13 protein-coding genes are annotated in these 13,583 nt (G+C 66.4%); 4 read left to right on the forward strand and 9 right to left on the reverse strand.

Going from position 1 to position 13,583, the window contains the following annotated elements; translation table 11 throughout:
* Nucleotides 1–290: 290 nt before the first annotated feature.
* From A0J57_RS13755 to crtY, 3 genes are read right to left on the reverse strand one after another with little or no spacing between them, the layout of a single operon-like run.
* Nucleotides 291–872: a TIGR00730 family Rossman fold protein gene (locus A0J57_RS13755; RefSeq protein WP_025552142.1), complete on the reverse strand. Its 582-nt coding sequence runs from the start codon at nucleotides 870–872 to the stop codon at nucleotides 291–293.
* Between the two features lie 14 nt (nucleotides 873–886).
* Nucleotides 887–2,368: a phytoene desaturase gene (locus A0J57_RS13760; protein ID WP_061940066.1), complete on the reverse strand. Its 1,482-nt coding sequence runs from the start codon at nucleotides 2,366–2,368 to the stop codon at nucleotides 887–889.
* A gap of 13 nt (nucleotides 2,369–2,381) precedes the next feature.
* Entirely contained in the window at nucleotides 2,382–3,542 is a 1,161-nt protein-coding gene (crtY, locus tag A0J57_RS13765) for a lycopene beta-cyclase CrtY (protein WP_061940068.1), read from the reverse strand.
* A 75-nt stretch (nucleotides 3,543–3,617) separates the two neighbouring features.
* Between crtY and A0J57_RS13770 the strand changes: the two genes are divergently transcribed.
* From A0J57_RS13770 to A0J57_RS13780, 3 genes are all read left to right on the forward strand, one after another.
* On the forward strand, nucleotides 3,618–3,890 hold the full coding sequence (locus tag A0J57_RS13770; RefSeq protein ID WP_025552137.1) for a metal/formaldehyde-sensitive transcriptional repressor: 273 nt from the start codon (nucleotides 3,618–3,620) through the stop codon (nucleotides 3,888–3,890).
* Entirely contained in the window at nucleotides 3,887–4,852 is a 966-nt protein-coding gene (dmeF, locus tag A0J57_RS13775) for a CDF family Co(II)/Ni(II) efflux transporter DmeF (RefSeq protein WP_061940070.1), read from the forward strand. The genes A0J57_RS13770 and dmeF overlap by 4 nt, the downstream gene beginning before the upstream one ends.
* 172 nt (nucleotides 4,853–5,024) lie before the next feature.
* Nucleotides 5,025–5,279, forward strand: coding sequence for a hypothetical protein (locus tag A0J57_RS13780; protein WP_044661247.1), 255 nt, complete (start codon nucleotides 5,025–5,027; stop codon nucleotides 5,277–5,279).
* A gap of 358 nt (nucleotides 5,280–5,637) precedes the next feature.
* Here A0J57_RS13780 and A0J57_RS13785 read toward each other — a convergent pair whose 3' ends face one another.
* The 4 genes from A0J57_RS13785 to A0J57_RS13800 form a co-directional block, all read right to left on the reverse strand.
* A complete protein-coding gene (locus A0J57_RS13785; protein ID WP_061940073.1) occupies nucleotides 5,638–6,822 on the reverse strand; it encodes an NAD(P)/FAD-dependent oxidoreductase in 1,185 nt (394 codons plus the stop codon).
* Complete coding sequence (locus A0J57_RS13790) at nucleotides 6,822–7,250, reverse strand: TIGR01244 family sulfur transferase (RefSeq protein WP_025551865.1); 429 nt, start codon at nucleotides 7,248–7,250, stop codon at nucleotides 6,822–6,824. The genes A0J57_RS13785 and A0J57_RS13790 overlap by 1 nt, the downstream gene beginning before the upstream one ends.
* A 107-nt stretch (nucleotides 7,251–7,357) precedes the next feature.
* Nucleotides 7,358–9,130, reverse strand: a complete 1,773-nt coding sequence (recQ, locus tag A0J57_RS13795) for a DNA helicase RecQ (protein ID WP_061940098.1) — start codon at nucleotides 9,128–9,130, stop codon at nucleotides 7,358–7,360.
* 84 nt (nucleotides 9,131–9,214) lie between these two features.
* Nucleotides 9,215–9,529, reverse strand: coding sequence for a hypothetical protein (locus A0J57_RS13800; protein WP_048577894.1), 315 nt, complete (start codon nucleotides 9,527–9,529; stop codon nucleotides 9,215–9,217).
* 38 nt (nucleotides 9,530–9,567) lie between these two features.
* Here A0J57_RS13800 and A0J57_RS13805 point away from each other — a divergent pair, with 38 nt between their 5' ends.
* Nucleotides 9,568–10,689 carry a serine hydrolase gene (locus A0J57_RS13805; protein WP_025551871.1) on the forward strand — a complete coding sequence of 374 codons (1,122 nt, stop codon included), beginning with the start codon at nucleotides 9,568–9,570 and terminating at the stop codon, nucleotides 10,687–10,689.
* 75 nt (nucleotides 10,690–10,764) lie between these two features.
* Here A0J57_RS13805 and A0J57_RS13810 read toward each other — a convergent pair whose 3' ends face one another.
* Entirely contained in the window at nucleotides 10,765–11,553 is a 789-nt protein-coding gene (locus A0J57_RS13810) for a PhzF family phenazine biosynthesis protein (RefSeq protein ID WP_044661243.1), read from the reverse strand.
* Nucleotides 11,554–11,661: 108 nt separating this feature from the next.
* Nucleotides 11,662–13,440 (reverse strand): SLC13 family permease, encoded by a 1,779-nt coding sequence (locus tag A0J57_RS13815; RefSeq protein ID WP_061940074.1) that lies wholly within the window; start codon nucleotides 13,438–13,440, stop codon nucleotides 11,662–11,664.
* Nucleotides 13,441–13,583: the final 143 nt, after the last annotated feature.

Here is a 13,583-nt window from a genome sequence, read left to right on the forward strand (position 1 = left end):
CGAGAAACGGGAAGCGCTGAGCCACGCTGCGGACAAGTTCGGAATGTGGGGAAATGGCCAATCCAAGACATTCCCCTCCCGCMKGCGGGAGGGGGCTAGGGGGTGGGCTGGCGCGGCATCTGCGTGAGTTTTCAACGGCTAAGTCAGAAGCTCGCTACGCTCGCGCCCACCCCTAACCCCTCCCGCCTGCGGGAGGGGAATGTCTTGGATTGGCCATTTCCCCACATTCCGAACTTGTCCGCAGCGTGGCTCAGCGCTTCCCGTTTCTCGGAACGGGTCTTGCTATGGGATCACAACCGATCCGCCTTCATCGCGAAGATGGTTTCATGCGGCTGATAGGCCGCCATCCTGTCGAGCAATGCCTCGATCGCGTTGGCATGGATCAGGATATTGGCGTGTTGCGCGCGGATGAAGCCCGCCTCCACCATATGCTGGTTGAAGGCGATGAGTTGGTCATAGAAGCCCGCGACATTGAGCAGGCCGACCGGCTTGCGGTGATAGCCGAGCTGCGCCCAACTGATCGCTTCCCACAATTCATCCATCGTGCCGACGCCGCCCGGCAAGGTCACGAAGCCGTCGGACAGGTCGGTGAAAAGCTGCTTGCGCTGGTGCATGGTCTGGACGACGTGCAGTTCCGTGCAGCCGCGATGGGCGACTTCGGCCCCGACCAGCGCTTCGGGGATGACGCCGATCACCTCCCCACCCGCTTCCAGCGCCGCATCGGCCACCGCGCCCATCAGTCCCAGCCGGCCACCGCCATAGACGACGCCGATGCCCCGTTCGGCGAGGATGCGTCCGACATGGCGGGCGGATTCGACATAGGCGGGATCGGCCGGGGTGGCCGAGCCGCAATAGACAGCCAGTCTCTTCATAAATCCTTCATGAGTCAGGCCAGGTCTTCCAGCATCAACGCGGCCGTCGCCTTGGCGCTGCCGACCACGCCGGGAATGCCCGCCCCCGGATGCGTGCCCGCCCCTACCAGATAGAGGTTGGGAATGACGTCGTCGCGATTATGCGCGCGGAACCAGGCGCTCTGGGTCAACAGCGGCTCCAGGCTGAATGCGCTGCCCAGATGCGCCGACAGGTCGCGACGAAAGTCTGGCGGCGCATAATGGAACCGCGTCACAATGCGCGAGCGGATGTCCGGAATCAGGCGATGCTGGATCTCGTCTAGGATACGTTCCGCATAGGCCGGCGCGAAACGGTCCCAATCGATAGGCAGCTTGCCCAGATGCGGCACCGGGGCAAGCGCGTAGAAGGTCGAATGGCCCTCCGGCGCCATGCTGGGGTCGGTGACGGTCGGATGGTGCAGATAGAGCGAAAAATCCTGCGGCAGCACGCCATAATCATAGATGTCGGTCAGCAGCCCTTCATAGCGCGGGCCGAACAGGATCATATGGTGCGGGATGCCCGGCCAGCTTCCCCGGATGCCGAAATGCAGCACGAACAGGCTGGGCGACCAGCGCTTGCGGGCAAGCTTCGCCGCCTGTTTCTCGCCCCTGGGATGATGGCCGATCAGGTCACGATAGCTGTGCATCAGGTCGGCGTTGGAGGCGACGGCATCCGCCTCCCCCCGCCAGCCCGAAACGGTGCGCACGGCGACGGCGCGGTCGCCATAGGTTTCGATCTGCACCACCGGATCGGCGAGGCGCAGCGTGCCGCCCAGCCGCTCGAAATGCGTGGCCATCGCCTGGACGAGGCGGTTGGTGCCGCCCTTGGCGAACCAGACGCCGCCATCCTTCTCGAGCTTGTGGATCAGGGCGTAGATCGAGCTGGTCTGCATCGGATTGCCCCCGACCAGCAGCGTGTGGAAGGAGAGCGCCTGCCGCAGCTTCTCATCCTTCACATGGGAGGAAACCACGGAATAGACGGAGCGCCACGCCTGATGCTTCATCAGCGCGGGCGCGGCGCGGACCATGGAGGCGAAGTCGAGGAAGGCGACCGAGCCGAGCTTGCGATACCCCTCCTGATAAACGCCGTCGGCATAGTCGAGGAAGCTTTCATAGCCCGCGACATCCTCCGGATTGAGCCGGGCGATCTGGGCGCGGAGGGCGGTTTCGTCGTTGGAATAGTCGAAATTCGTGCCGTCGCGCCAGTTGAGCCGGTAGAAGGGGGAGACGGGGACGAGGCTGACATCCTCCGCCATGTCGTGGCCCGAAAGGCGCCACAACTCGCCCAGGCAATCGGGATCGGTGATGACGGTCGGCCCGGCGTCGAAGACGAAGCCGTCCTTTTCCCACATATAGGCGCGGCCCCCCGGACGGTCCCGCGCCTCCACCAGAGTGGTGTCGATTCCGGCGGATTGCAGGCGGATGGCCAGCGCAAGGCCGCCGAAGCCCGCGCCGATGACGATCGCTTTCCGGTTCATCGGGTCCGGTTCATCAGGCGGGAGGGCTCAACAGGGCGCGCATGGCGTCCCTTATGGGCACGGGGGGCCGCCCGCACAAGATGCGGATGCGATCCCCGAGCGTCGAGCGGCCCGCATAGAAGCGGCCGATAAGGGAGGGATCAAGCCGATAGAAACGTTCGAAGATGCGCCAGCGCTGGTCCGGTCTGGCCGCGCCGAACAGCATGCGGCCGAGCAACCGGTAATAAGCGCCCTGCCGCCAATGGTCCCGCGCCCAACCGCGCGTGGCCTGGGCGAGCAGTTGCCCCTCCACCGGCCATTCATTCGCCAGGCGCAGCGCGAAGCGCACCGCATCGGGCAGGGAATAGCCGGTCATGGGCTGGAATAGCGCCGCCCTTGCCCCCAGCCGCGCGACCGGATCGTCGTGCGGCCAGAAGCGGTCGAAATCGCCGCCGTGGACGACTGGCAGGACGCCGCTCTCGCTATGGACGACCTCCTCCACCTGCCAGTCCCGTGCCCGCGCATAGGCGGCGATCCGGGCGCCGAGCATGGGCACGTCGAGGTCCGGCGTGTCGCTATAATAGGTGTCCTCGACGAAGACGGTCCGTTCGTCCCAGGGCAGCAGATAGACGAAGCGATAGCCGTCCATCTGCTCGACCGTGGCGTCCATGATGACCGGGCGGGAAAGGCCGTGCGGAGCATGCAGGCGCAGGGTCTGGCCGACGAATTTCTGCCAGCCGCAGCGCAGGGCGGAAAGATCGCCGCCCCCTCGGGCGTCGAGCACGGCCTTGGCGCGGATGACGCGGCCGTCGGACAGGGTGACGCTGGTGGGCGTCAGCCCGGTGGCCTGCGCGCCGGTCAGCACGGCATCGCCAAGCCGCTCCCGGACATGGGCGTCGAGGCGCGCCGAGGTGATGCTGTTATAAGGCACGGCAAGTTGGCGGCAGTGGCCGGGGAAGCGGACCTCATAACCCTCCGGCCAGCGATGGGCGATCAGGGGCTCGACCAGCCAGCGGTCCCCGGCATCCACGTCGCTGTCGAAGAAGGACCAGATATGATTGCCGCCCAACCTGTCGCCGCTTTCCAGCAGCCTCAGGGAGACATGCGGGTGGCGCGCCGCGAGGGCGAGCGCGGTCAGACAGCCGGCAAGGCCGCCGCCCACTATCGCTACGTCGCAATCGGTCATGGTCGCCATCGCACCCTTGTTAGGGGCTGTGCGGGGAAATGCACGGATTGATTTTCAGACCGGCATAGTATAGGGGGGTACCCTATGCATATCGTGGCGGATCGGGACAAGCTGCTGGCGCGGGTGCGGCGCATCGCGGGGCAGATCGGCGCCGTAGAACGGCAATTGTCGGGCGACGCGGGTTGTTCGGAAACGCTGCAACTCGTCGCCTCCGTGCGGGGTGCGGTCGGCAGCCTGATGGAAGAATTGATCGAGCAGCATATGCGCGAACATGTCGCCCGGCCGGGCATCAGCGACGCAGCGCGAGAGGCTGCGGCGGAGGAAATGCTGGCGCTGATCCGGCGCTACGGGAAATGAGCATGCACGACGACCATGGCCATGGCGGCCACCATCATCCTGAGGACCATGATCATGTGCATGGCATTCCGGTGGCCAATGCGGATGATGGCGAGGAAAGCCATTATTTCGACCATATCTACCTGACGCGCGGACATGACGAGAATGCCCGCAAGACGATCTGGGTGGTGTGGCTGACGGCGGCGACCATGGTGGTCGAGATCGTCTTCGGCTGGCTGACCGGGTCGATGGCGCTGCTGGCCGACGGCTTCCACATGGCGACCCATGCCGGCGCGCTGGCGGTGGCGGCCGCCGCCTATGGCTATGCCCGGCGGCATGCGCGCAACCCGCGCTATACGTTCGGGACAGGCAAGGTGGGCGACCTGTCCGGCTTCGCATCCGCGCTGATCCTGGCCTTCACCGCCCTGTTCATCGCCGTCGAGTCCGTGATGCGCTTCTTCGAACCGGTGAAGGTGGCCTTTGGCGAAGCGACGCTGGTCGCGGTGATCGGCCTGGTCATCAACCTGATCAGCGCCCTGCTGCTGGGACACGACCATAGCCATGATCACGGGCATGGCCATGCCGACAATAATCTGCGCGCCGCCTATGTGCATGTGCTGACCGACGCGCTGACGTCGGTGCTGGCGATCATGGCGTTGCTGGCGGGGCGCTATATGGGCTGGTGGTGGCTGGACCCCGCCGTCGGCCTGCTGGGCGCGGTGGTGATCGCACGCTGGGCCTGGGGGCTGATGAAGGATACCGCCGCGATCCTGCTCGACACGGCCGAACCGGCGCTGATGGCGCGGATCAAGGCACTGGCCGAGGCGGAAGGGGCGACCATCCGCGACCTGCATGTCTGGCGCATCGGGCCGCACGCCCATGCCGCGATCGTCAGCCTGGCCCCCGGCGCCGATGTCGCCGCCGTGCGCCGCCAGGTCCGCGCCCTGCCGCGCATGGAGCATGTGACGGTGGAGTGCGGATAACCGTCGCAGACTCCCTTACCGAAGAGATAATCCTTAAGAGTTAGAGCAGCGAAACCGCCTGGTTAAGGCGGCAATTCACCACGATGGCAGATCGGCATGGCTTGACTCGACTCGGGCGGCCATTCAATTTCCCTTACGGAAATCTATAAAATACTGTCGGAGAGGAGGCCTTATGCCGGTTGCAAAGCCGTTTGCGGGAAAGGTTTTTCACGCCCTCTTGATGGAATGTTTCGCTGAACAGCGAAGGCCCACCGCCGATGAAGTGGACTCGGTCGCCTCCAAAATCTGGCAGGACAGTCATGGATCGATGACCGGGCAGGATTGGCGGGATGTGGCAAGGGGAAGCGACGCCCACCGGCAGATGATCAATGCGGCTCTGATGGCGTTCGGGTCGGCTCCGGCGGAAATGCATAGGGAGATATCCTGACGCTCGGTCGATGTTGAAGCCAAGGCGGGGATGACCGGCGCTGGCTCCATCCTCATGATAGGGTTTGAATGGCGACTGTTCCCTATCAGCCATTGCGAGGCGCGAAGTAGACGCATCAGCCCGAAGAAAATTCTCCGTAGCATCTTGAAACTGAAATAGCTCTTCCTATTTCCCTCTTGTCCCGGCTTCTCCCCCCCTCCCGCCGGGACATCCCTCTTTGTGGCCCCGGCGTTCCCTTGCGCCGGGGCTGCTTTTTTAAGAGCATCGTGCGCAAAAGTGGGAATCGGTTTTGCGCTTAAACGATGCGACAACAAAAGCTTAGAGCGCGCGGCCTGCGTCTGATTTAACGCAGCGCGCTCTAGAGATATTGGGCCGCTACCCAGCCGCTTGCCCAGGCCCATTGGAAATTATAGCCGCCCAGCCAGCCGGTGACGTCGACCGCTTCCCCTATGGCGTAAAGGCCGGGCAGGTGGCGCGCTTCCATCGTTTGCGAGGACAATCCCGCGGTCGAAATGCCGCCGATTGTGACCTCCGCCTTGGCGAAGCCTTCGGTGCCATTGGGCGTGAAAGGCCAGGCCGACAGGCGGCGTTCGGCGTCCTGCAGCTTGCGATCCGGGACGTTGCCCAGGTCGCCGGGAAGCGCCAGCCGCTCCGCCAGGGCGTCGGCCAGACGGTCGGGCAGGTGGCCGCGCAGGCATTGCGTCAGCGTGGCGCGCGGCCTGCCGCGCTTCGCCTCCGTCAGCCAGCCTTGCGGCTGGTCGGGCAGGAGGTCGAGAGCGATGGCATCGCCATGCCGCCAATAGGATGAAATCTGCAGAATCGCTGGGCCGGACAGGCCCCGGTGGGTGAGCAGCGCGGCTTCGCGGAAGGCGGTCTTGCCATGGCGTGCGATGACCTCGGTCGAGACGCCGGAGAGCGAGCGGAAGAGCAGTTCTTCGCCGCCGAGGGTCAGGGGCACCAGCGCCGGTCGGGGTTCCACCACCTTGAGCCCGAACTGGCGGGCGAGGTCATAGGCAAGGGCGGTTGCGCCGATCTTGGGGATGGAGGGGCCGCCGGTGGCGATGACCAGCGCCGGGGCCGTGACGGTCCTGTCGCCATGGGTGACGCAGTATCGGCCATCGGCATGGGTGACGGCGGCGATGGCGTGGTCGAGCCGGATGGCGACGCCGCCCGCCTCGCATTCGGCCAGCAGCATGGCGACGATCTGGCGCGCGCTCTGGTCGCAGAAGAGCTGGCCCAGAGTCTTTTCGTGCCAGGCGATGCCGTGGCGTTCGACAAGCCCGAGGAAATCCTGCGGCGTGTAGCGGCCCAGCGCAGATTTGGCGAAATGAGGGTTGGCGGACAGGTAGCGGTCGGGCGCGGTGTGGATATTGGTGAAGTTGCAGCGGCCGCCGCCGGAAATCAGGATTTTCTTCCCTGCCTGATCGGCATGGTCGATGACGAGGACGCGCCTGCCCCGCTGGCCCGCCATGGCCGCGCACATCAGGCCAGCGCCGCCAGCGCCCAGGACGATGGCGTCATAGGTTTCCGCTGGGGAAGCCATCAACCGGCGGCGAGCGCGTCCATGATCTGGCGGACGGGCGTGACGTCATAGCCGGCGGAGGCGGCCTGCTCGGTCAGCGCCGCCGGATGGTCGCCCGCGCGGGCGCGGGTCAGCGCCCAGAGCAAGGTGCTGCGCGTGCCGGAGCGGCAATAGGCGAGTATCTTGCCCTCGCCCGCCTGTTCCAGCGCGGCGGCCATGCCGTCGAGCTGCCAGGGCGCGAAGCCGCCATGGGCCACGGGGACGGCGGCATAGGCGATGCCGGCGGCCCTGGCTGCGGCTTCGATCTCCGCGCCGTTGGTCTGGCCCGGCTCCTCGTCGTCGGGGCGGTTGTTGATGATCACCGTCACGCCCAGCGCCTTGGCTTCCGCCACCTGATCGACGCTGATCTGCGGGGAGACGTAGAGGCTTTTGGTGAGCTGGCGGAACATGGGCGGGACTCCTTTTCGGGTCTCCTTGCGCTTGTGGGCGGCGGGATTCAAGAGGGTAGGCCACAGAGCAGCATGCTCCTTCGCAGGAGCAGGTCAATTCTTCCGTTCTAAAGATAAGGGCGGATCGCCGCGAGGAAGGCGTCGCCATAGGCGTCGAGCTTGCGCTGTCCCACGCCGCTGATGTGGCCGAGTTCCGTGAGGCTCGTCGGACGCTGCTCCGCCATTTCACGCAGGGTCGAATCGTGGAAAATCACATAGGGCGGCACGCCCGCCTCCTGCGCCAGTGCGCGGCGGCAGGCGCGCAGGGCGTCGAACAGCGGATCGCCCACCGGATTTTCCGCGCTGCCGTTGCGGGCGCTCTTGCGGCGGCGTTCCCTGCGGGGCGGGAGGACCAGGCTGACCTCCTCCTCCCCGCGCAGGATCGGGCGGGCATTGGGGCCGAATTCCAGCCCGCCATGCTCGTTGGTCTGGAGCGCGTCGCGCACCAGCAGGGCGCGGGAGACGGGGCGCAGCAGTGCCGTCTCCTCTCCGTCGACGATGCCGTAGACCGAAATCCTGTCATGGCCGCGCTCGCGAATCTTGTCGGTGACGGCGCCGGTCAGCACCTGCTCTATATGGCCGACGCCGAAGCTCTGGCCGGTGCGGTAGACGGCGGACAGGAATTTGCGCGCCGTCTGGGTCGCGTCGATGCTGGGCGGCGGATTGAGGCAATTGTCGCAATTGCCGCAGCCCGGCGGGGGATTCTCCCCGAAATGACAGAGCAATATGGCGCGGCGGCAGGTGCCGGTCTCCACCAACCCGCCCAGGGCCGTGATGCGGGCGCGCTCGCCCTGCTGGCGCAGGGGATCGAGCTCGCCGATGCGCTGCCGGGCGCGGGCGAAATCGTCGGCGCCCCAGAAAAGATGCGCTTCGGCGGGTTCTCCGTCGCGGCCTGCGCGGCCCGATTCCTGATAATAGCCCTCGATCGACTTGGGCAGCGCCGCATGGGCGACGAAGCGGACGTCGGGCTTGTCGATGCCCATGCCGAAGGCGATGGTCGCGACCATCACCATATCCTCGCTGGCGATGAAGGCGGCCTGGTTGGCGGCGCGGACCTGCGGGTCGAGTCCGGCATGATAGGCGCGGGTCGGGCGGCCGGTCTTGCTGAGGGTTTCGGCCAGCTTCTCGGTCGCGGCGCGGGTGGGGGCGTAGACGATGCCGGGGCCGGTCTGGCCGGCGATCAGGTCGGAAAGCTGGCGGGGCAGGCCATCGCGGGGATGGACGGCGTAGCGGATGTTCGGACGGTCGAAGCCCGCGATGATCAGGCCTTCGCGCGGAATGCCAAGCTGGACGAGGATGTCGTCGCGGGTGTGGTGGTCGGCGGTCGCGGTCAGCGCGAGACGGGGAACGTCCGGAAATTCATCGAGCAGCGGGCGCAGCAGGCGATAGTCCGGGCGGAAATCATGGCCCCATTCGGAGACGCAATGGGCTTCGTCTATCGCGAAGAGGGCGATCTTCGCGGCGCGCAGGAGGTTGCGGAACCCCTCCCCGCTGGCGCGTTCGGGCGCGACATAGAGCAGGTCGAGATCGCCATTGCGCAGCCGGTCCTGCGTCTCGCGCCAGTCGGCGTCGACGCTGGTGAGGCTGGCGGCGCGGATGCCGACCGCCTGCGCGGCGCGAAGCTGGTCGTGCATCAACGCGATCAGCGGCGATATGACGACGCAGCAGCCTTCGAGCGCGACGGCGGGAAGCTGGTAGCAGAGCGACTTGCCCGCGCCGGTCGGCATGATCGCCAGCGTCGCCTGCCCCGCCATGATGCGGCTGACCACCTGTTCCTGCACGCCCCGGAAGCCGGGAAAGCCGAAAACATCGTGGAGGAGGGTCGGGATGTCGGGACGCATGGGAAGGGGCTGTAGCGCTTTGAGGGGATTGGGGCCAGCTTCCCACATGGTCATCCCAGCGAAAGCCGGGATGACCATGGAAGCTCAAGGCTCCAGCAGGCAGCCCCAGCCCTTGCGATAGCGCGCCGTGCGCGAAGCGAGCAGCGGAACCGCCGCGTTGACCGATTGCGATTCGGGCATGTCCTTCAGCGACACGGCCCACATGCCGGGTTCCTTGTCGCCCTGACAGCTTTCCATCGACCGGCCTTCCACATAGCGGCAGGAGCAGGTGACGCGCGCGCCGAAGCCCGCGCCGACCTGGGCATGGGCGCGAAGGGCGCTCCAGTTCCACGCCAGCAGCGCCAGCGGCAGCAGGGCCACCGCCAAAACCCCATAAATCCATTTCCGGCGACCGGACATGCTCCCCTTTCCCGCGCTCCATGCTAAGGCCGCGGCTTATGAGGCTTGAGCGGAACAGCGTAAAGCGCCTTGGCATGCCGGGCGGGATTTTGGCGATTCTGGCCGTGGCCGGGTTGTGGACGGTGCGCGCCGCCGGGCCGGAGCCGGTCTACCATGTCGCAGGCGATTCGGACGCAGACGCCGCCGCCCTGCGCGCGGCCATCGATCCTTTGTTCGAGGATGCGGTGGGCGAGACCCGGGCGCTGGTCGTCATGCACGATGGCGAAATCGTGGCGGAGCGCTATGCGCCGGGCTATGGGCCGCGGACGAAGCTGCCGTCCTGGTCCACGGCCAAGAGCGTGACGGCGGTGCTGATCGGGCTGATGGTGTCGGACGGGCGGCTGGCGCTCGATTCGCCGGTGCCGGTCGCGGCCTGGGGGCAGCCGGGCGATCCGCGAGGGCGCATCACCCTGCGGCAGTTGCTGGCCATGACGTCGGGCCTCGATCATGTCGAGGACAGGGAACCGCTGGCGGAGGCCGACACGATAAGGATGCTGTTCACCGACGGAGCGCAGGACATGGGCGCCTTTGCGGAGGCCAAGCCGCTTGCCCATGCGCCTGGGACCGCCTTTTCCTATTCGACCGGCAACAGCGTCATCCTGGCCGACCTGATGGCGCGGATGCTGACCAACAGCACCGATCCCGACGTGCGGCGGCGGGCGATGCAGATGTTCATCGACGGGCGGCTGAAGATTCCGGCGCGCCTCGACAGCCTGGCGGTGGAATATGATGCGGCCGGGACGATGATCGGCGGCAGCTTCATGCATATGACGGCGCGGGATTATGCCCGCTTCGGGGAATTGCTGCGCAATCACGGGCGCGGCGTGGCGGGGCATCAGATCGTGCCGGAAAAGTGGATCGACTATATGCGCGCGCCCTCGCCCCGCAATGCCGCCTATGGTGCGCATCTGTGGCTGAACCGGGACAGCGAGGACAGCGCGCTGATGCCGGGGCAGGCGCCGCGCAGCCTGTTCGGCTGCGTCGGGCATGGCGGGCAATATATACTGGTTTCGCCTTCGCAGCGCCTGACGGTCGTGCGGCTGGGCATGTCGCCCACGAAGGCGGAGCGCGATGCGCTGAAGACGGGGCTGGCGAAGCTCGTCGGGCTTTATTCGCGGTGAACTGACCTTTATTTTCTTTGCGCAGGGTCGCCGGTTGGCTGGAATTGGCCGGATGGCCTCAGCCATCGCCACCTCTCAAAGCAGGAAATTGCCTTCGATCACCGTGCGGCAGGCGCCCGTCAGGATCACCCGGTCGCCTGAAAGCCGGCACGTTAAGCGCCCGCCGCGCTGCGATGCCTGAAATGCCGTCAGCCTGATCTTGTCGAGCCGCTTCGCCCAATAGGGCGTGAGCAGGCAATGGGCGGAGCCGGTCACCGGGTCTTCGTCTATGCCCGCGCCGGGGACGAAGACGCGGCTCACCATGTCGCTGTCCTCGCCGGGTGCGGTGGCGATGAGCAGCAGGGGCCCCGCCTTCTTCAGCGTCGCGAAGTCCGGTTCCAGCGCATGGATCGCGGCGGCATCGCGATAGACGAAGATCGCGAAGCCGCCCTCGCGCCACTGGGTTTCGAGGACGTCCCCGCCCATCGCCGCCGCCAGCTCCGGCAGCGGGCTGGGCGCGGTCGGCCAGGCCGGGAGCGAGAGGCCATAGCCGTCGCGGTCCCGCGATACGGTCAGGATGCCCGCTTCCCGCGTGCGGAAGCGGACGGCGGTACGCCCGCCCATCAGCACATGGCCGCTCGCCAGCGTGGCGTGGCCGCAGAGCTTGACCTCCACGGCGGGCGTGAACCAGCGCAGCGCATAGTCCGCCTCCGGATCGTCGGGCGTGGGCACGGTGAAGGCGGTTTCGGACAGATTATTTTCCGCCGCTATCGCCTGAAGCGTCGCATCGTCCAGCCATCGACCAAGCGGCATGACCGCGGCCGGATTGCCGGTGAAGGGAGCGTCGGCGAAGGCGTCGACCTGAATGATGGGCAGGCTGGTCACGGGCAATCCTTTGGTTTCGGGCCATCATGACGATGCGTTCGGTGCGGGGACAGGGCCGGTCCGCCGAAAATGGCTTGGCGTGGCCCGGCCTCAGGCCAGGCCCGCTCCTCAAGCCAGGAGGGTGAGCGTGGTGCAGACCGCCAGTCCGACGATCAGGTTGAGCGGAATCCCGATGCGCACGAAATCGGAAAAGCGATAATCGCCCGCCGCATGGACAAGGGCGTTGGTCTGATAACCGATCGGCGTGGCGAAGCAGGCCGACGCGCCGATCATCAGCGCGATCACCAGCGGACGCGGATCGGCGCCGAGTTGATGGGCGAGCGCGATGGTGAGCGGCGTGAGCAGCGCCGCGACCGCATTGTTGCTGAGCAGTTCCGACAGCAGAAGCGCGAAGAAATAGATGAGGAACACCAGCGTCCATGCCGGAGCGGCGGCGAGCAGCGGCTCGATCCAGCCGACCATCAGCGCGACGCTGCCCGCCTGTTCGAGCGCCAGCCCGACCGCGAGCATGGCGAAGATCAGGATCAGCACGTCGCCGTCGATGGCGGCCCAGGCTTCCTCCGGGTCGATGCAGCGGGTGACGAGGATCACGCCCACGGCGATGAAGGCGGCAAGGCCGATGCCGATGAGATCGACGGCCGAGAGCAGCACTACCGCCGTCAGGGCAAGAATGGCGATCCATGCCTTTCGCGGGCGGAAGGCGCGGGCGCGGCTGATGTCGACGCCGATCAGATGGGCATTGTCCTTGAGCGAACGGATGCTGTCGTCGCTGCCCGCGATCAGCAGGCGGTCGGCGCCGCGCACGCGGGTTTCGCTGAGGTCCGGCCCCGGCAGGTGACGCGCCCGGTGGATGCCGATGATCCGCACCCGCAGCGCGTGCAGGAAGGGAATGTCGATCAGCCGTTCCCCGATGGACGGATGGCTGGGCGCGATCATCGCTTCGATGACGGTGCCGCTGCCCGGAGTCTCCGACGCCGCGGCCAGCCCGATTTCGAAATCGCCGGATTCGCGCAGGGTCATGATCGTCGCGCCGTCGGCATGGACCAGCAGGCGGTCGCCGGCGTGCAGTTCCTCTTCCTCTATCCCCCGGCGCCGTATCTCCCCCGCCCTCTTGAGGCCGAGCAGGCTGGCGGAGCGGCCGATGATCGACAGGGAGCCGACCGTGCGGCCGATGAGGTCGCTGTCGCGCGAAAGGGTGAGTTCGGTCAGATAATCCTGCACATTGCCGCCATCCTCCCCCGCGATGGAGGGCGGATCGCCGGGAAGCAGGAAGGACAGGCCGGCCAGCGCGGCGACGCCGGCCGCGACCCCGGCCAACCCATAGGGCGTGATGTCGAATATGCCGAAGGGCGCCATGCCCTGATCGGCGGCGATGCCCGCGACGATCAGGTTGGTCGATGTGCCGATCAGCGTCACGCAACCGCCCATCACGGCAACGGCGTTCATCGGGATCAGCAGCTTCTTCACCGGATAGCCGGTCGCCTGCGCCAGCTTGAACATGATCGGGATCAGCAGCACCACCACGGGCGTGTTGTTGAGGAAGGCCGAGAGGATGACTGTGCCGAGCGTGACTTCGGCCAGCGCCAGGCGCGGGTGGCGCTGGGCGCGGGCCATGACCAGGTCGGCAACGCGATTGATCGTCCCCGTGCGGATCAGCGCGCCGGAAAGCACGAACATCGCGCCCACCGTCAGCGGCGCACTGTTGGAGAAGACGGAGAACAGGTCCTTTTCGTCGAGCAGGCCCAGCACCGCGAAAGCGCACGCCCCGACCACGGAGACGACCGTGGGCGAATAGCGTTCGCGCACGAAGGCGACGAACATCAGGGCGAGGATGAGAAGTCCGATTTCCGCGCGATAGATGCCGATCAGCGCGGTGATGAAATGCATGCGTCTTATGCCCCGGATCGCGTTTTCGCGTCCTGCCTGAACGAAATGGGCCAGCCATGGTTGCATGGCTGGCCCGTGTTCGCGGCTGAAGGGGACGTTTTGACCGTCAATCCATGGAAACCATGGTGACGCTCCCCAGGCTT

The sequence above is a fragment of the Sphingobium sp. 22B genome, assembly GCF_001580035.1.
GTDB lineage: Bacteria > Pseudomonadota > Alphaproteobacteria > Sphingomonadales > Sphingomonadaceae > Sphingobium > Sphingobium fuliginis.

What these genes read in the sequence shown, in the direction of transcription:
- A0J57_RS13760 (WP_061940066.1), bottom strand. Translation starts at nt 2,368, where the DNA reads ATGAACCGGAAAGCGATCGTCATCGGCGCGGGCTTCGGCGGCCTTGCG.
- A0J57_RS13770 (WP_025552137.1), top strand. Translation starts at nt 3,618, where the DNA reads ATGCATATCGTGGCGGATCGGGACAAGCTGCTGGCGCGGGTGCGGCGC.
- dmeF (WP_061940070.1), top strand. Translation starts at nt 3,887, where the DNA reads ATGAGCATGCACGACGACCATGGCCATGGCGGCCACCATCATCCTGAG.
- recQ (WP_061940098.1), bottom strand. Translation starts at nt 9,130, where the DNA reads ATGCGTCCCGACATCCCGACCCTCCTCCACGATGTTTTCGGCTTTCCC.
- A0J57_RS13785 (WP_061940073.1), bottom strand. Translation starts at nt 6,822, where the DNA reads ATGGCTTCCCCAGCGGAAACCTATGACGCCATCGTCCTGGGCGCTGGC.
- A0J57_RS13815 (WP_061940074.1), bottom strand. Translation starts at nt 13,440, where the DNA reads ATGCATTTCATCACCGCGCTGATCGGCATCTATCGCGCGGAAATCGGA.
- A0J57_RS13790 (WP_025551865.1), bottom strand. Translation starts at nt 7,250, where the DNA reads ATGTTCCGCCAGCTCACCAAAAGCCTCTACGTCTCCCCGCAGATCAGC.
- crtY (WP_061940068.1), bottom strand. Translation starts at nt 3,542, where the DNA reads ATGGCGACCATGACCGATTGCGACGTAGCGATAGTGGGCGGCGGCCTT.
- A0J57_RS13780 (WP_044661247.1), top strand. Translation starts at nt 5,025, where the DNA reads ATGCCGGTTGCAAAGCCGTTTGCGGGAAAGGTTTTTCACGCCCTCTTG.
- A0J57_RS13800 (WP_048577894.1), bottom strand. Translation starts at nt 9,529, where the DNA reads ATGTCCGGTCGCCGGAAATGGATTTATGGGGTTTTGGCGGTGGCCCTG.
- A0J57_RS13805 (WP_025551871.1), top strand. Translation starts at nt 9,568, where the DNA reads ATGAGGCTTGAGCGGAACAGCGTAAAGCGCCTTGGCATGCCGGGCGGG.
- A0J57_RS13755 (WP_025552142.1), bottom strand. Translation starts at nt 872, where the DNA reads ATGAAGAGACTGGCTGTCTATTGCGGCTCGGCCACCCCGGCCGATCCC.